This window comes from Allobosea caraganae, from assembly GCF_003351345.1.
Lineage (GTDB): Bacteria > Pseudomonadota > Alphaproteobacteria > Rhizobiales > Beijerinckiaceae > Allobosea > Allobosea caraganae.
The window spans coordinates 248,768-265,540 of the sequence record NZ_QQTO01000007.1; the positions used below are offsets into that span (position 1 = coordinate 248,768).

Consider the following 16,773-nt stretch of genomic DNA (forward strand, 5'->3'; position numbering starts at 1 on the left):
GGCAGCCTTCAATTCGCCGGCGCCGGCGGCGATGGGGACCGCGCCAGCACCTCGTTCGACAGGAAATAGGCCGGCCTGCGCTGGGGCATCACGACATCGCGTGAATGCGCCAGCCAGGTATCGGGCAGGTAGTAGAGCGGCACGACGTAGAAGCCGGAGATCAGCAGCCGGTCGAGGGACCTGACCGAGGCGACGAAATCCTCGCGCTCGCGGGCCGAGAGCATCGTCTTCAGCACGGCGTCGACCGCAGGCGACTTCACCCCGGCATAGTTGAGCGAGCCCTTGCGCTCGGCATTGCTCGAATCCCAGCGCCCGACCTGCTCGTTGCCGGGCGAGGCCGAGGCCGGCCAGGTCCACTGGATCATGTCGAAGTCGAAGGAGGACAGCCGGCGCCAGTACTGCACGTCGTCGATCATCCGCACGGTCGCGACGATGCCGAGCCGCTCCAGCGACTTGGCGTAGTTCAGCGCCAGCCGCTCCTGCGGCCGGCTGGTCACGGTGATCTCGAAGCCGAGCGCCTCGCCGGTCGCCTTGTGGCGCAGCACGCCGTCGCGCATCTCGTAGCCGGCGCTCTTCAACAGGTCGAAGGCCTTGCGCGCCTGCTCGCGGTCGCGGCCGGAGCCGTCGGTCGCCGTCGGCCTCCAGGTTCCGGCCAGGATGTCGTCGCGCACCGAGCCGGGAAATGCCGCGAGCAGCGCCTTCTCGCGCGCATCGGCCGGCACGCCCAGCGCCGACAGCTCTGAATCGGAGAAGAAGCTGCCGGCCCGGCGGTAGATGCCGTAGAACAGGTTGCGGTTGGCCCATTCGAAATCGAACAGCATGGCCAGCGCCTCGCGCACCTTGATGTCGGCGAAAACGGCGCGGCGGGTGTTGAAGACGAAGCCGGTCATGCCCTTGGGCGTGTCGAAATGCAGCGTCTCCTTGACGATGCGCCCGTCGCGCACCGCCGGCACGTCATAGCCGGTCGTCCAACGCGTCGGGTCGCCTTCGAGGCGGACGTCGTAGAGCCCGGCCTTGAACGCCTCGAACAGCGTGTTGGCGTCGCGGTAGAATTCGTAGCGGATCTCGTCGGGGTTGAAGAGGCCGCGCGTCAGCGGGTGATCCTCGGCCCAGAAGTCGGCGCGCCGCTTGAGCGTGATCGATTCGCCCGGCCGGACCTCGCTGACGACATAGGGGCCGGAGCCGAGCGCCGGCTTGAAGCTGGTCTCGCCGAAGCTCTCCGCATTGGTCGCGTGCTTGGCGAAGATCGGCATGGCGCCGATCACCAACGGCAATTCGCGGTTGGAGCCGTCGCCGAGCTCGAACTCGACGCGGCCGGGGGAGGGCGCGCTCGCCTTGGTGACGCGCGCCAGGCTGGAGCGGTGGAACGGCTTGCCCTTCGTCTTCAGCATCTCGAAGGTGAAGAGCACGTCCTCGGCCGTGACCGGGCTGCCATCCGAGAATTTTGCGCGCGGGTCGATCTCGAAGGCGAGCCGGGTCCGCTCGTCATTGAGCTCGACCTTGCTGGCGAGCAGCCCGTAGGCGGTGAAGGGCTCGTCGGCCGAGCGGAAGAGCAGGCTCTGCTGGACGTAGCGGGGCACGGCGTCGGGCGCCACGCCGAGCACCACCAGCGGGTTCAGGCTGTCGAACGTGCCTTGCAGGGCGAAGGTGATGCGCCCACCCTTCGGCGCGGCCGGGTCGGCATAGGGCAGATGCGTGAAGCCGCGCGGCAGGGCCGGCTCGCCATGCATCGCGATGGCGTGGTCGGGCAAGCTGGCGTGATTGGGCAGGGGTGATTCGGCGCGCGCGCTCGCGCCCGCCGCCAGGACGAGCATGAAGAGAGCGAAGATTTGCCGGGCCGCGGCGCCTATGCCCGCGGACGACGCACGAAGTGAACTCATCGCCGGACCTGATTCCCACAGAAGAGGATAACATGTCCGGGGCACAGTCACGCACGCTCTTCGGGCTGGAAACCTGCGCCGGAACTCGCTAAACGCAACCAAGGTGTCATTCAAACGCCTCAATCACGCTGGATGTGCACGGCCCCAGAAGGCCGGCCCGGACGCGGTTGGGTCGTCGACAATGACGCGCGCGGCTTGCGAAGTCGTGTTGTCGAATTCGCCTGGTAAGGAAAAACATATGTCCGCTTCGTCCAGCCCGTCTCGCCGCGCCCTCGGCCTCGTCCTGAGCGCCGCACTTGGCCTCAGCCCCGTTTCCGCCTTCGCCCAGCAGCCGCGTCCCGCCCAGCCGCGCCCGGCGCAGCCGGCCCCGCAGCAGCCCGCGCAGCCGCCGGCCGGCCAGGGCCAGGCCGCCGGCCCGACCGTGGTGCAGGTCAAGGCCGAGCCGTCGCAGACCAACTGGACCAAGGTTTGCGGCAAGGACCAGGCCGCCAACAAGGAGATCTGCTACACCACCCGCGACTTCGTCTCGGACCAGGGCCAGCCGGTGCTCGCGGTCGCGATCTACGACGTCAAGGGCGATCCGACCAAGATCGTGCGCTTCCTGATGCCGCTTGGCCTGCTGCTTGGACCCGGCATCCGCTTCGGCGTCGATACCGCCCAGCCGGTGGCCGGCCGCTATGCGATCTGCTTCCCGAATGGCTGCTTCGCCGAGGCGCAGGTCAAGGACGACTTCATCAACGCGATGAAGAAGGGCACGACGCTGAGCGCCAGCGTGCAGAACCAGGGCGGCCGCGAGGTCTCCTTCCAGATCCCGCTCACCGATTTCGCCAAGGGCTTCGACGGCGCGCCGATCGACCCGAAGGTGCTCGAAGAGCAGCAGAAGCAGCTGCAGGACGAGCTCGCCAAGCGCCAGGAAGAGCTGCGCCAGCGCCTCGGCGGCAGCGGCGCCAGCGCTGTCCCCGGCGCTCCGGCTGCTCCCGGCGTCGCGCCGGCCCCCGGCCTGGCTCCCGCCCCGGGCGTCGCTCCCGCGCCGCGTCCCTGATCCGGACGCCCTCGCAGGCAAACGAAAAGGCCGGTCCCATGGACCGGCCTTTTTCATTGAGCGGCAGGGAAGCTTGGGCGCTTGCTGCGACGGGCCGTCAGCTCAGCTCAGTTCAGCCCGGTCCGGTCGAGCGTGTAGCGGCCCTTGCGGTCGCGCCGGAAATATTCCTTGGCCTGCGGATGCCGGATCGGCTGGCCGGATTCGTCGACCACGAGGTTCTGCTCGGAGACGTAGGCGACGTACTCCGTCTCCTCGTTCTCGGCGAAGAGATGGTAGAACGGCTGGTCCTTGGACGGGCGCAGATGCTCGGGAATGGCGAGCCACCACTCTTCCGTGTTGGAGAAGATGGGGTCGACATCGAAAATGACGCCGCGAAACGGGTAGACGCGGTGCTTCACCACCTGGCCGATCCGGAACTTGGCCGAACGTGCTTCCATAGTCGCTTCGATCTTCTTCAAGCCGCGAGGATTACGTCGCGCAAGGTGATGCCGCCCATTTCGCGCATGCGGTAGGATTGCGTCGCAAATACGTCAAGATCAACGGCGTGGCGCCGGATTGCTGTTCACAATCCGTAGCGCTCGGCCAGGGCCGGGTCACGTGCGGCGACTTGCCTCGCCAGGTCGACGATGACCTTGGCCTGTTTCCAGGTCGCGTCGTCCTGCATCTTGCCGTCGATCATCACGGCGCCCGAGCCGTCCGGCATCGCTTCGAGAATGCGCTTGGCGAAGCTGACCTCGTCGGGATCGGGACTGAAGACGCGCTTGGCGATCTCGATCTGCGAGGGGTGCAGGGTCCAGGCGCCGGCGCAGCCGAGCAGGAAGGCGTTGCGGAACTGCGCCTCGCAGGCCGCCGTGTCGGCGAAGTCGCCGAAGGGCCCGTAGAACGGCTTGATCCCGGCCGCGGCGCAGGCATCGACCATCTTGGCCATCGTGTAGTGCCACAGGTCCTGCTGCGCCACCGCGCGCGGCCCGCCATCGGGGGAGGGGTCGGCGATCACCTTGTACTCGGGATGGCCGCCGCCGACCCGCGTCGTCTTCATCGCGCGCGAGGCGGCGAGGTCGGCGGGCCCCAGGCTCATGCCGTGCATGCGCGGCGAGGCGGTGGCGATCGCCTCGACGTTCTTCACGCCCTCCGCCGTCTCCAGGATGGCGTGGATCAGGATCGGCTTGGGCAGCTGGTGCCGCGCCTCGAACTGCGCCAGCAACTGGTCGACATAGTGGATGTCCCAGGGCCCCTCGACCTTCGGCACCATGACGACATCGAGCTTGCCGCCGATCTCGGCCATCACAGCCGTGATGTCGTCGAGGAACCAGGGCGAGTTCAGCGCATTGACCCGCGTCCACAGGCCGGTCGCGCCGTAGTCCACCGCCTTGGCCATAGCGATGAAGCCGTCGCGCGCCGCCTGCTTGGCCTCGACCGGGATGGCGTCCTCCAGATTGCCGAGCACGATGTCGACCTGGCCGGCGAGGTCGCCGACCTTGGCGCGCACCTTCTCCAGATGCGGCGGCACGAAATGGATCATCCGCTCCAACTTCAAGGGCAGCTCGCGCCACGGCTCCGGCGCACCGATGGCGAGCGGGCGGAAGAACTGGCGCGGCGTCTTGACCGTCATGGCGCACTCCATGCTGCAATGCAGCGACTGTGCCGGAGCAGGGCGGCGCCGTCCATTGCTGCTTTCGCATCGCCCGAAAGATGAGAGACAATAAGCCTAGGAATAATAGCTCCTGAATTTCATGAGACGATAATCCTAGGCATTCTATCCGAAATGACGAGGCGCCCATGCCCTGCACGGCCTTGCTTCGAGGCGGGAAGCCGCTAAACCGCGCGGATCGCTGCCATTCCGGCTGCATTGGGCGGCCAGAGCCCGCCGAGGTCGTTTTCGCCGCATGGCCGAGCTTGCCAACCTCTTCAATCTGGTCGCGCCGTTCTTCGGGCTGATCCTGCTCGGCTTCGCCGTCGGCCGGTACAAGCAGATCCCTGAATCCGGCCTGGCCTGGATGCAGCACTTCCTGATCTACATCGCGCTGCCCTGCCTGTTCTACCGGCTGATCGCCGACAAGCATTTGAGCGAACTGGCCAACTGGGCCTTCATCGGCACGACCACGCTCTCGACCTTCTGTGCCTTCGTGCTCTCCTTCGCCGTCGGCTGGAGATACACCCGCGAGATGCCGCAATCGGTGATGCAGGCCGTCGCCGGCGCCTATTCCAACATCGGCTACATGGGCCCGCCGCTGATCCTCTCGGCGCTCGGCCCGGTAGCGAGCGCGCCGGTCGTGCTGATCTTCGTCTTCGACAACATCCTGCTGTTCTCGCTCGTGCCCTTCCTGATGGCGCTGGCCGGGGTCGAGAAGAGGAGCCTCATGGCCACGGCGGGCGAAGTGGTCTGGCGCGTGCTGACCCATCCGTTCAACATCGCGACGCTGGCCGGCGTCTTCGCCGCCTATACCCAGCTCCAGCTCCCGACCGCGATCGACCAGATGACGCTCTGGCTCTCGCAGGCGGCGGCGCCCTGCGCGCTCTTCCTGCTCGGCGTCACCGTGGCGCTGCGGCCGATGAAGTCGATGCCGGGCGAGGTGCCCGCGCTGGTCGTGATCAAGCTGATCCTGCACCCACTGCTGGTCTGGGTGCTGCTCTCGCTGTTCGGCGGCTTCGCCGCGCCCTGGATCTATGCGGCGGTGATCATGGCGGCGCTGCCGCCGGCCCTGAACATCTTCGTGATCTCGACCCAGTACAAGGTCGGCATCGAGCGGGCCTCGGCCTGCATCCTCGTCGGCACCTTGGTCTCGATGGTCACTTTGACGGGCTTCCTGTGGCTGGTCAGAACGGGCAGGATGGTCGCCGACCTCTTCCCCTGACGGCTGCCCTCCGTGCGGCCGGCCCACCCCGCGGGATAGCGATGCTGCCGCTCGACGACGTCTTCGTGCTCGATTTCTCGACCTTGCTGCCCGGCCCGCTCGCCAGCCTGTTCCTGGCCGAGGTGGGCGCGCAGATCGTCAGGGTCGAGCGCCCCGGCGGCGAGGATTTGCGCCGCTTCCCGCCGCGCTTCGGCGAGACCTCGGCCCCCTTCGCCGTGCTCAACCGCGGCAAGAGGAGCGTCGAGATCGACCTGAAGGCGCAAGACGCGCTAGCCCGGCTCACGCCGCTGATCGAACGCGCCGATATCCTGATCGAGCAGTTCCGCCCCGGCGTGATGGAGCGGCTCGGCTTCGGCTACGCGGCGCTGCAAGCGCTCAACCCGCGCCTGATCTATTGCTCGATCAGCGGCTACGGCCAGTCCGGCCCACGCGCCCAGGAGGCCGGTCACGACATCAACTACCAGGCGATCGGTGGCCTGCTCGGCCAGTCGTTGAAGCGCGGCGAGGTGCCGCCGCTGCCGCCCGCGCTGGTCGCCGACATCGGCGGCGGCGCCATGCCGGCCATGGTCAACATCCTGCTGGCGCTGCGCCAGCGCGAGCGCAGCGGCGCGGGCTGCCATCTCGACATCGCCATGATCGACGCCATGCCGACCTTCGCCTGGTACGGGCTCGCCCAGGGCCAGGCGACCGGCCGCTATCCCGCGGGCGGCGAAGGGCTGCTGACCGGCGCGAGCCCGCGCTACGGGCTCTATGCCACCTCGGACGGCTGGTTCCTTGCGGTCGGCGCGTTGGAGCAGAAATTCTGGGAGACATTTTGCGAGGCGATCGAACTTGCTCCGGCCCTGCGCGATGATCGCACCGCGCCAGAGGCGACGCGAGCTGCCGTCGCAGCTCTGATCGCCAGCCAGCCGACCGCCCATTGGCGCGCCCATCTCGAACCGTGCGATTGCTGCTGCACCGTGGTGCGGACGCTGGAGGAGGCCATGGCCGATCCGCAATTCACCGCGCGCGGCGCGCTCGAGGCCCAGGCCGAGGAGCCGGGTGGCCGCAGGCTGGTTTCGACGCCGCTGCCGCTGGCGCCGGTGTTCCGCGAGAAAGCGGAGGGCTTGCGGAAGGTGCCGGCGAGCGGCGGAGATCAAGCGGAATTCCTTCTCCCTTCGGGGGAGAAGGGCCTAACCTGTCCCGCCCGCTAACCCCTGCCGCATCACCAGCCGCCGCAACGGCCCGATCCGCGACAGAGCCAGCAACCCCGCCCCGCGCAGCAGGTCGGCCGGCAGCAGGTCGGTCAGCAAGGTCCGGTTGAGGGCATCGACCGCGCCGGTGCGTAGCCGCACATCGGTCTGGCGCGTCTTGTCATAGGCCGCGATCACCTCGTCGCCGCCAGGATCGCTTGCGCCGTCGAGCGCCTGCCGCAGCGCCGCGACATCGCGCAGGCCTAGGTTCAGCCCCTGCGCACCGATCGGCGGAAACACATGCGCCGCCTCGCCGATCAACGCCATCCGGCCGGCGCCGAAACGCTCGACCGAAAGCCCGCCCATCGGCACCCGCCCGCGCGGCCCCTCGACCTTCAGCGCGCCGAGCAGCGAATGCGTCTGCTGCTCGACCCGGCGGGCGAAACCGGCATCGTCCAACGCCGCGACGCGCTCGGCCTCGCCCGGCTCCAGCAGCCAGACCAGCGAGGAGCGCCGGCCGGGCAGGGGCACCAGCGTGCACGGGCCGGAGCGGGTGTGGAATTCGGTCGACGTCTCGCGGTGCTCGCGCCGATGCGACAGGATCGCCGTCAGCGCCACCTGCGGATAGGCCCAGTCGCGCGCCGGTATCTTTGCCGCAGCCCGCACCCGCGACTGCCGTCCATCCGCCCCGACCACGAGCCGCGCGCGCAATGGCGCGAAACCCTCGCCCGTCAGCGTGACCGCCTCCTCGCCCGGCTCTATGCCAGAGACCATATGCGGCAGGATGCGGATTGCCGGATTCGCCTCGGCGAGCTCCGCCATGGCCGCAACCAACTCGGCATTCTCGATATTCCAACCGAAGGCCTCGAGCCCGACCTCGGAGGCCTGGAACTCGACCGGCGGCTGGCGGAACAGGCTGCCGGTATCGTCGACGAGCCGCATCACCGCGAGCGGGGCGGCCTTTTCCTCCAGCGCCGGCAGCAGCCCGAGCCCATCGAGGAAGCGCCAGGAGCCGTCGAGCAGCGCCACCGTGCGTCCGTCGCGCGGCGCGGTCGGCTTGCCGAACAGCGCGACCTGCCAGCCATCGGCGGCCAAGGCGAGGGCTGCGGCCAGTCCGACGGCGCCGGCGCCGACGATGGCGATATCGACCTGTTCGTGCTGCTGAGAACTCATGTCTCTTGGCTAGAGCATCGGACCGAAAAGTGGAATCCGGTTTTCGGAAAAATCCGATGCAATAATAATGGCTAGATCGCCACATTGCGTCCGATAGGACCCATGACGATCAAGCCGAACGCCGGGCGCTTGGCCAGAACGAGATCGCCGCAGTCGATCCGCAGTCGATCATGCAAATTCGCAAGACCGCTGGGCGTGGAGCGCTGGTCCAGCAGGCGTTTCGGCCATTGCCTGAGGGCAAGCCGACTCCCTATGGTCCGGCCTTCACGTCAGGGAGTTCTTTTCATGGTCAAGGCCATCCGCGTTCATAAAAACGGTGGACCCGAAGTTCTGCAATTCGAGGATATCACGCTGCCGGCTCCCGGCCCCGGCGAGCTGCTGATCAAGAACCGCGCGGTCGGCCTCAACTTCATCGACACCTATTTCCGCTCAGGCCTTTATCCCGCCCCGCACTTCCCGCTCGTGCTCGGCAATGAATCGGCCGGCGACGTGCTCGCGGTCGGCCCCGGCGTCACCGAGTTCAAGGTCGGCGACCGCGTCGCCGTCGTCTCGGCGCACGGCGCCTATGCCGAGGAGCGCATCGCCCCGGCCACTGCCACCGTGGCGCTGCCGGAGGCGATCTCCTACGAGGCCGCCGCCAGCATGATGCTGAAGGGCATGACCGCCGAGTACCTGCTGCACCGGACCTACAAGGTGAAGCAGGGCGACACGATCCTCGTCCACGCCGCCGCCGGCGCCACCGGCCTGATCCTGTGCCAATGGGGCAAGGCGCTGGGTGCGACCGTGATCGGCACCGTCGGCTCCAAGGACAAGGCCGAGCTCGCCAAGGCCCATGGCGCCGACCACGTCATCCTCTACCGGGATGAGGACGTCGCCGCCCGCGTCAAGGAGATCACCGGCGGCGCGATGTGCGACGTGGTCTATGACGGCGTCGGCAAGGACACCTTCATGGCCTCGCTCGACTCGCTCAAGCCCTTCGGCCTGCTCGCGAGCTTCGGCAACGCCTCCGGCGCGGTCGAGGCCTTCAACCTCGGCATCCTGGCCGCCAAGGGCGCGCTCTACGTGACCCGCCCGACGCTGAACCCCCACATCGCCAAGCGCGAGACCATGGTCGCGATGGCGAAGAACCTGTTCGACACCGTCGCCAGCGGCAAGGTCACGGTGCCGGTCAACGCGACCTTCGCGCTGAAGGACGCCGCCGACGCCCACCGCGCGCTGGAAAGCCGCGGCACCACGGGTTCGACGGTCCTGCTGCCGTAAGACTGGTCGACGCGCCAATATCGCCCAGATTACCCTGTAGAGCCGTCGCCGTCGACGCGGCGGAAAAACGGGTGGCTGGGCGATATGAGGCGAAGCTTGCTGGCGCTGGCGCTCGTACCGGGATTGGCCGGCACGGGCCTCTATGTCGGCCCCAATGGCTGGCAGAGCTGGCAATTGCGCGCCGCCGCCGATGATCCGGCGGCGCTGTCGCAGATAAGGCTGCGCGAGGTCGCAACGCCCGAGCGCATCGCGGCCGAGATCGATCTCGCTTTGGCCGAGGCAGACACCGAACTCGCCGACAGCTTCGTCGGCCTCGCCCAGGAGCGCGGCATCGTCGTCGCGCCCGAGCAGAGCCAGCGCCTCGCCACGCTGAAGGACGAGGCGCTGAGCCGGGCCGTGCAGGATTTCGGCTATGGCTTCTTCATGGGCGAGCGCGTCAGCGGCGCCGGCTTCGCCGGGGCGCTGACGGGAGACGTCATCGGCTTCGGCGACCTGCGCGACCTCGCTCATGAAGGCCAGAAGCTCGTCCGCGGCGAGGCGATCGATAACACCATCCTGGCGCTGGCCGGCGCCGGGCTGGTCCTCAGCGCCGCGACCTGGGTCAGCCTCGGCGGCGGATTGCCGGCGCGAGGTGGCCTCAGCATCGTCAAATCGGCGAGCAAGGCGGGCAAGCTGTCTCCGGCGTTGACCGCTGGCCTCGCCCGCACCGCCGCAAGCGCCATCGACCGGCCGGCGCTGAAGGCCAGCCTCGCTGCTGCCGCGAAGCTCGACCTTGCCGGCGCCCGCATGGCCAGCGCCAACCTGATCCGCCCGGCCGCAATGAAAAGCTTCGCCGCGCTCGGGCAGGATACCGGCACGCTCTACGCCAAGACCGGCCAGCGCGGCCTGCGCCAGGTCCTGAACGTTGCCGAGGACGCCGGCGATATCGGCAAGGCCGCCAAGCTCAGCAGCACGGCCGGCTCGAAGACGCGCGCCATCCTCAAGCTACTCGGCCGCTCGGCCCTCGTGCTTGGCGGCCTGAGCCTGACGGCGGCGAGCTGGCTCCTTGCCCTCGTGGGTTGGGCTCTCGCCGTGGCGATGGTCGCGCAGCGGCTCGGCTGGTGGCTCGGCCGCCGGCTCATGCCGGGGCCGAAACGGCAGGCTGCCTGAGTCCGCCTGAAAATTTCTCGCGCTTGCTTTGAACCTTCTCCCGCGTCGCCGCGACGAATGGGGGTCAGCACCTGCTGATCCTCATTCGGGAGAAAGATCATGAACCGCGCAATTCGCATCACCGGCCTGATCCTGGCCTCGCTCACCGTCTCGACAGTCGCCATGGCCCAGCAGGGCGGCGGTGGAAATGGCGGCGGGGGCGGCGGCGGTGCTGGTGGAGGCTCCGCCGGCGGCGGCGGCGACAACTCGATCATCGCGCTGCGCCTTCAGGACCACGAGCGCTCCCGCGCCCGCCTCACCCGCCCCGTGCAGCCGCGCCGTGGCAGCACCGACTGCATCACCCATGCCTGCAACGAGCCGCCTCCGCAGCGTCGTCAGCCCGCCGAACTCGCTCGCCTCAACGAGAGCTGCGGCGGCGGCGAGTACCTGGTGATCCGCAACCGCCAAGGGCAGGTCGTACGCTATGTCTGCGAGTATCGCTGAGGGTCAACAGAAGGTCCTAGACCGCCACGCCGTGCAGGTCGTAGGCATCGGCCCGCTCGATCTTCACGGTGACGATATCGCCGGCCCTGAGCGGCCGGCGGCTCGCCACGTAGACATTGCCGTCGATCTCCGGGGCGTCCCATTTCGAGCGGCCCTTGGCCACGGTCGGGCCGGCTTCGTCGATGATGACGGAAATGCGCTTGCCGACCCGGTTCTTGACGATGCGGGTGCTGATCTCGGCTTGCGCCTTCATGAAGCGGTGCCAGCGCGCCTCCTTCTCCTCCTCCGCGATCAGCGGCAGGCCGAGATCGTTGGCGGGCGCCCCCTTGACCGGCTCGTACTTGAAGCAGCCGACGCGCTCGAGCTTCGCTTCCTTCAGCCAGTCGAGCAGGAACTGCACGTCCTCCTCGGTCTCGCCGGGGAAGCCGACGATGAAGGTCGAGCGTATCGCGAGGTCGGGGCAGATTTCGCGCCATTTCCTGATGCGGTCGAGCGTGCGGTCCTGATGGGCCGGGCGCTTCATCGCCTTGAGGACATTCGGCGAGGCATGCTGGAACGGGATGTCGAGATAGGGCAGCACCAACCCTTCCTGCATCAGGGGGATGACCTCGTCGACATGCGGGTAGGGGTAGACGTAGTGCAGGCGCACCCAGATGCCCATCTGGCCGAGTTCGCGCGCCAGCTCGAAGAAGCGGGTGCGGATCTCGCGGTTCTGCCACATCGACGGCGCGTATTTGATGTCGAGCCCGTAGGCGCTGGTGTCCTGCGAGATCACCAGCAGCTCCTTGACGCCGGCCTTGACCAGCTTCTCGGCCTCGCGCAGCACGTCGCCGATCGGCCGCGAGACCAGGTCGCCGCGCAGCTTCGGGATGATGCAGAAGGTGCAGCGATTGTTGCAACCCTCTGAAATCTTGAGATAGGCATAGTGGCGCGGCGTCAGCTTGATGCCCTGGTCGGGCACGAGGTCGACGAAGGGATCATGCCTGGGCGGCACCGCCTGATGCACGGCCGAGACGACGCTCTCATAGGCTTGCGGCCCGGTGATCGCGAGCACGTTGGGGAAGGCATCGCGGATCTGCTCGGGCTCGGCGCCCATGCAGCCGGTGACGATGACCTTGCCGTTCTCGGCCATGGCCGAGCCGATCGCCTCGAGCGACTCGGCCTTGGCGCTGTCGAGGAAGCCGCAGGTGTTGACGATGACGAGATCGGCGCCCGCATGGCTCTTGCTGAGCTCGTAGCCCTCCGAGCGCAGCGAGGTGATGATCCGCTCGGAATCGACCAGCGCCTTGGGGCAGCCCAGGGACACGAAAGAAATCTTCGGCGCGACGGCATTCATCGGCGGCAAACTCGGACTTGGAAAAGGGAGAGGCGCGGCAGAGCCGGCGCGTTGCGCGCCTCTTTGAGCCTTTTCGGTCGATTTGGCAAATGCGCGCGGGCCTCAGCCCGCCGCAACCGGCCGCTCGGGATCCTGCGTCCAGTCGGTCATCGAGCCATCATAGAGCGAGATCTCGTCGCGGCCGAGCACCTCCGACAGCACGAACCAGTTCAGCGAAGCGGTGTGGCCGGTGTTGCAATAGGAGATCGCCGGCCCCTTCGGCACCGCGTTGAACAGCGCGTTGAGATCGCCGACCGGCTTCAGGCGGCCGGTCGAGAGGTCGAAGGCCTCGGCATAGTCGCGCGAGATCGCTCCGGGAATGTGGCCGGCGCGGGCCGCTTCCGCCGCCTTCTCCTTGCCCTCGTAGTAGCTCGCCGAGCGCGCATCGACGAGCGTGGCGAGCTTGCTCCTGGAGGCGACGAGCGTGGCGTCGCTGGTGCTGCGCAGATTCTGCTTGACCACCACCGGATAGGGCGCCGCCGGCTTCGGCTGCGACGAGCCCGTCTCGACCGGGCGCTTGGGATCGGCGCTCCAGGCCTTGAAGCCGCCGTCCAAAATGGCCTGCTGGCCGTGGCCGATCAGCTTCAGCGTCCAGTAGACCCGCGACGCGGCGGCGAAGTCGGTGGCGCTGACCCCGGCCGGCACGATGACGACGTCGTCGGCAGGCTTGATGCCGAGATTGCCGACCAGCTCGGAGAGCTTGTCGAGCGGCGGCAGCATTCCGGGAGCCGCGCCGACCTTGGCGCGCCAGCCATCGGCGACATAGTTGGTATGGACAGCGCCGGGCACATGGCCGGCCTCATAGGCCGCCTTGCCGCCGCCATCGACCGAGGAGCGGATGTCGAGGATGACGAGATTGCTGTCGCCGAGCCGCTTCTGCAGCGCCTCGGGCGAGATCAGTCCGGAAAGCTGGGTTTCACTCATTCGGCGGCCACCTGCTGGAGTTCGTCGACGACGTCGAGGGTGTAGCTCATCTCGGCCGTCGCACCGAGCATGATCGACGCGGAGCAGTACTTCTCCTTCGACAATGTGACGGCACGTTCGGCCTTGGCATGGGAGAGCCCGCGCCCGGTGACGCGGTAGGAGAGGCGGATCTTGGTGAAGACCTTCGGGTCCTCGGTCGCGCGCTCCGCCTCGACCTCGACCTCGCAGCCGGTGACGTTCTCACGGCCCTTCTTCAGGATCGAGACGACGTCGAAGCCGGTGCAACCGGCAAGGCCGATCAGCAACATCTCCATCGGCCGGATGCCGATGTTGCGGCCGCCATATTCCGGCGCGCCATCCATCATCACGGCGTGGCCGCTGCCGGCCTCGCCCATGAAGGCCATGCCTTCGACCCAACGCGCGCGTGCCTTCATCGTCATATCCTCTCGTCTCGGCTGACCTGAGACTTAGAGCATGATGCCGAAAAGTGGGAACCGGTTTTCGGACGACATCATGCTCTCACTCTTTGATGAGAGACGGATTCAGATTTCAGATGGGATCGCTTTGCGATTCCATCTGAAATCATCCGGCTCTCGTCGCTCGGCCGCCGACAGGCGAGGGCGCCGTCACGCCGCCGCGAACAGGCTGCCATGTGTGATGCGCAGCCGGATGCGCTCGCCGAGCGCCGGCGCGACCTGGCTGGCGAGGTCGACGTCGAGGCGCTTGGCCAGGCCCTGGACCGCGACCTCGGCCCGCCGCAGCGCGCCGTTGCGGCGGATGTCCTCGACCACCCCGGGCAGCGAGAGCGGCGCGTCGTCGACGATGCGCAGGTGCTGCGGCCGGACATAGAGCGAGGCCGGGCCGCCCTGGTTCTGCTGCAGCCCGCCGAGGACCGGCCGGTCGCCGAAGAAGGCCTGGCTGCCGACGACCTTGACCGGCAGCTTGTTGGCCTCGCCCAGGAACTCGCAGACGAAGGGCGTCGCCGGATGGTCGTAGACGTCGTCGGGCGAGCCGACCTGCTCGAGCCGTCCCTCGTTCAGGATGGCGACGCGGTCGGCGAGCTCCAGCGCCTCCTCCTGGTCATGCGTGACGAAGAGCGTGGTGTGGCCGGTGCGCCGGTGCAGGTCGCGCAGCCAGCCGCGCAAATCCTTGCGCACCTTGGCGTCGAGCGCGCCGAACGGCTCGTCGAGCAGCAGCACGCGCGGCTCGATCGCCAGCGCGCGGGCGAGCGCGACACGCTGGCGCTGGCCGCCGGAGAGCTGCACCGGGAAGCGCCGCTCCAGCCCCTTGAGCTGCACCAGCTCCATCAGGTCGGAGACGCGCTTGTCGATCTCGGCATTGCCCGGCCGCTCCAGGCGCGGGCGGGCCTTGAGGCCGAAGGCGATGTTGGCGGCGACGTTCATGTGCTTGAACAGGGCGTAGTGCTGGAAGACGAAGCCGATGCGCCGGTCGCGCAGGCTGAGCTGGCGCGTATCGGTCTCGTCAAAGAGCACGCGGCCGCCATCGGCTTGCTCCAGCCCGGCGACCAGGCGCAGCAAGGTGGTCTTGCCCGAGCCGGAAGGGCCGAGCAGCGCGACGAGCTCGCCGGGCTGGACGTCGAGCGAGACGCCGCGCAAAGCCGCGAAATTCGCGAAGCTTTTCTGGATGGACTCGACCGTAACCGCAACGGACATAGGTTTAGCCTCCGTCAATGGCGCTTGGTCGCGGCGATGGCGTCCGCGTAGTGCCATTCGAGATAGGTCTTGAGGGTGAGCGTCACCAGCGCCAGCCCGGCCAGCAGCGAGGCGACGGCGAAGGCGGCGACGCTGTTGTACTCGTTGTAGAGGATCTCGACATGCAGCGGCATGGTCGTGGTCAGGCCCCTGATCCGGCCCGAAACCACGGTCACGGCGCCGAATTCGCCCATGGCGCGGGCGTTGCAGAGCAGCACGCCGTAGAACAGGCTCCACTTCACGTTCGGCAGCGTGATCGTGAAGAAGGTGCGCCAGGGCGAGGCGCCGAGCGTCAGCGCCGCCTCCTCGTCGGTCGAGCCGAGCGCCTGCATGTGTGGGATCAGCTCGCGCGCCACGAACGGGAAGGTGACGAAGACCGTCGCCAGCACCAGTCCGGGCAGCGCGAAGATGATCTCGATGTTGTTCGCCTTGAGCCATGGCCCCAAAAAGCCCTGCGCGCCAAAGAGCAGGACGAAGACCAGCCCGGAGATCACCGGCGAGACCGAGAAGGGCAGGTCGATGAAGCTGATCAGCAGGCTCTTGCCGCGGAATTCGAACTTGGCGATGGCCCAGGCGGCGGCGATGCCGACCACGACGTTGAAGGGCACCGCGATGGCGGCGACCAGCAGCGTCAGGCGAATGGCGCTGAGCGCGTCGGGCTCGGTCACCGCTTCGGCAAAGGCGGCATAGCCCTTGCGCGAGGCCTCGACGAAGACCGAGAGCAGCGGCAGGAACAGGAAGAGCGTCAGGAAGGCGAGCGCCAGCGTCAGCAGCAGCGCCCTGATCCAGAAACCGTCGCGCAGCGCCGTGTCGGTGCGATAGACGGGGGTCGTCGGGTCAGCCATGGCCGAGCCTCCCGCGGCTCCAGGCCTGGATCGCGTTGATCGCCAGGATCAACGTGAAGGAGACGATCAGCATGATCATCGCGACCACGGAAGCCCCGGCATAGTCGAAGCCCTCGAGCTTGATCACGATCAGCAGCGGCGCGATCTCCGAGACCATCGGCACGTTGCCGGCGATGAAGATCACCGAGCCGTACTCGCCGACCGCCCGAGCGAAGGCGAGCACGAAGCCGGTCAGCAACGCCGGCACGATGCCCGGCAGGATGACGCGGAAGATCGTCCGCAGCCGGCTGGCGCCGAGCAGGGCGGCGGCCTCCTCGGTCTCGACCTCGGCCTCCTCCAGCACCGGCTGGACCGTGCGCACCACGAAGGGCAGGCCGATGAAGATCAGCGCGACCATGACGCCGAGCGGCGTATAGGCGACCTTGCCGTCGAAACCGATGGAGAGGTCGATCAGCGGAATGGTGAATTTGAAGGAGAGCGGCGCCAGCAGCGAGCCGATCCAGCCATTGGGTGCATAGATCGCCGCCAGCGAGATGCCGGCAACCGCCGTCGGCAGGGCGAAGGGCAGGTCGACCGCCGCATCGAGCAGCCTGCGTCCGGGGAAGCGGTAGCGCACCAGCACCCAGGCGATGATCAGCCCGAAGATCGCATTGACGATTGCCGAGAACGCCGCTGCGCCGAAGGAGAGGCGCAAGGCGGCCTGCGTGCGTGAGGAAGTGACGATTGCCCAGATATCGGCCGGGCCGGCGCTCGCCGCCTTGAGGAAGAGCGCGGCCAGCGGAATCAGGACGATCAGCGACAGGGCGCTGATCGTGATCCCGAGCGACAATCCGAACCCCGGAAGGATGCTCGGTTGCCGCCAGGATGAGCTGCGACTGGCAGCGGGGAGCGCAAGCGTCACGC

16 protein-coding genes are annotated in these 16,773 nt (G+C 67.8%); 6 read left to right on the forward strand and 10 right to left on the reverse strand.

Annotated elements, in window-relative coordinates:
• Window positions 1-8: 8 nt before the first annotated feature.
• Window positions 9-1,880 carry an extracellular solute-binding protein gene (locus tag DWF00_RS03870; RefSeq protein ID WP_245973738.1) on the reverse strand — a complete coding sequence of 624 codons (1,872 nt, stop codon included), beginning with the start codon at window positions 1,878-1,880 and terminating at the stop codon, window positions 9-11.
• A gap of 238 nt (window positions 1,881-2,118) precedes the next feature.
• Between DWF00_RS03870 and DWF00_RS03875 the strand changes: the two genes are divergently transcribed.
• Window positions 2,119-2,922: an invasion associated locus B family protein gene (locus DWF00_RS03875; protein ID WP_114830085.1), complete on the forward strand. Its 804-nt coding sequence runs from the start codon at window positions 2,119-2,121 to the stop codon at window positions 2,920-2,922.
• 107 nt (window positions 2,923-3,029) lie between these two features.
• Here the strand turns inward: DWF00_RS03875 and hspQ are convergent, their stop codons facing one another.
• Complete coding sequence (gene hspQ, locus DWF00_RS03880) at window positions 3,030-3,359, reverse strand: heat shock protein HspQ (RefSeq protein ID WP_114830086.1); 330 nt, start codon at window positions 3,357-3,359, stop codon at window positions 3,030-3,032.
• 125 nt (window positions 3,360-3,484) lie between these two features.
• Window positions 3,485-4,534: an HpcH/HpaI aldolase/citrate lyase family protein gene (locus DWF00_RS03885; protein ID WP_114830087.1), complete on the reverse strand. Its 1,050-nt coding sequence runs from the start codon at window positions 4,532-4,534 to the stop codon at window positions 3,485-3,487.
• Between the two features lie 274 nt (window positions 4,535-4,808).
• On the opposite strand from DWF00_RS03885, the gene DWF00_RS03890 reads away from it, so the two are divergent.
• Window positions 4,809-5,777 (forward strand): AEC family transporter, encoded by a 969-nt coding sequence (locus DWF00_RS03890; protein WP_114830088.1) that lies wholly within the window; start codon window positions 4,809-4,811, stop codon window positions 5,775-5,777.
• Window positions 5,778-5,818: 41 nt separating this feature from the next.
• The gene (locus DWF00_RS03895; RefSeq protein WP_114830089.1) at window positions 5,819-6,970 is read left to right on the forward strand and encodes a CaiB/BaiF CoA transferase family protein; all 1,152 of its coding nucleotides are present in this window, start codon (window positions 5,819-5,821) and stop codon (window positions 6,968-6,970) included.
• Here DWF00_RS03895 and DWF00_RS03900 read toward each other — a convergent pair.
• The gene (locus tag DWF00_RS03900) at window positions 6,950-8,122 is read right to left on the reverse strand and encodes a UbiH/UbiF family hydroxylase (protein WP_114830090.1); all 1,173 of its coding nucleotides are present in this window, start codon (window positions 8,120-8,122) and stop codon (window positions 6,950-6,952) included. The genes DWF00_RS03895 and DWF00_RS03900 overlap by 21 nt on opposite strands.
• A gap of 285 nt (window positions 8,123-8,407) precedes the next feature.
• Between DWF00_RS03900 and DWF00_RS03905 the strand changes: the two genes are divergently transcribed.
• The 3 genes from DWF00_RS03905 to DWF00_RS03915 all read left to right on the forward strand — a co-directional run bounded on the left by DWF00_RS03905 (window position 8,408) and on the right by DWF00_RS03915 (window position 11,014).
• A complete protein-coding gene (locus DWF00_RS03905; RefSeq protein WP_114830091.1) occupies window positions 8,408-9,382 on the forward strand; it encodes a quinone oxidoreductase family protein in 975 nt (324 codons plus the stop codon).
• Between the two features lie 84 nt (window positions 9,383-9,466).
• Complete coding sequence (locus tag DWF00_RS03910) at window positions 9,467-10,531, forward strand: hypothetical protein (RefSeq protein ID WP_147283724.1); 1,065 nt, start codon at window positions 9,467-9,469, stop codon at window positions 10,529-10,531.
• Window positions 10,532-10,630: 99 nt separating this feature from the next.
• Window positions 10,631-11,014: a hypothetical protein gene (locus DWF00_RS03915; protein ID WP_114830093.1), complete on the forward strand. Its 384-nt coding sequence runs from the start codon at window positions 10,631-10,633 to the stop codon at window positions 11,012-11,014.
• Window positions 11,015-11,030: 16 nt separating this feature from the next.
• Here DWF00_RS03915 and rimO read toward each other — a convergent pair whose 3' ends face one another.
• The 6 genes from rimO to cysT all read right to left on the reverse strand — a co-directional run bounded on the left by rimO (window position 11,031) and on the right by cysT (window position 16,771).
• Window positions 11,031-12,350 carry a 30S ribosomal protein S12 methylthiotransferase RimO gene (gene rimO / locus DWF00_RS03920; protein ID WP_114830094.1) on the reverse strand — a complete coding sequence of 440 codons (1,320 nt, stop codon included), beginning with the start codon at window positions 12,348-12,350 and terminating at the stop codon, window positions 11,031-11,033.
• Between the two features lie 102 nt (window positions 12,351-12,452).
• Complete coding sequence (locus DWF00_RS03925; protein ID WP_114830095.1) at window positions 12,453-13,313, reverse strand: sulfurtransferase; 861 nt, start codon at window positions 13,311-13,313, stop codon at window positions 12,453-12,455.
• Entirely contained in the window at window positions 13,310-13,747 is a 438-nt protein-coding gene (locus DWF00_RS03930) for an OsmC family protein (RefSeq protein ID WP_114830168.1), read from the reverse strand. The genes DWF00_RS03925 and DWF00_RS03930 overlap by 4 nt, the downstream gene beginning before the upstream one ends.
• Before the next feature lie 192 nt (window positions 13,748-13,939).
• Window positions 13,940-14,986, reverse strand: coding sequence for a sulfate/molybdate ABC transporter ATP-binding protein (locus DWF00_RS03935; RefSeq protein WP_114830096.1), 1,047 nt, complete (start codon window positions 14,984-14,986; stop codon window positions 13,940-13,942).
• 14 nt (window positions 14,987-15,000) lie between these two features.
• The gene (gene cysW / locus DWF00_RS03940; RefSeq protein ID WP_114830097.1) at window positions 15,001-15,870 is read right to left on the reverse strand and encodes a sulfate ABC transporter permease subunit CysW; all 870 of its coding nucleotides are present in this window, start codon (window positions 15,868-15,870) and stop codon (window positions 15,001-15,003) included.
• Window positions 15,863-16,771: a sulfate ABC transporter permease subunit CysT gene (gene cysT, locus DWF00_RS03945; RefSeq protein WP_114830098.1), complete on the reverse strand. Its 909-nt coding sequence runs from the start codon at window positions 16,769-16,771 to the stop codon at window positions 15,863-15,865. Before cysT ends, cysW begins: the two co-directional genes overlap by 8 nt.
• Between the last annotated feature and the right edge of the window lie 2 nt (window positions 16,772-16,773).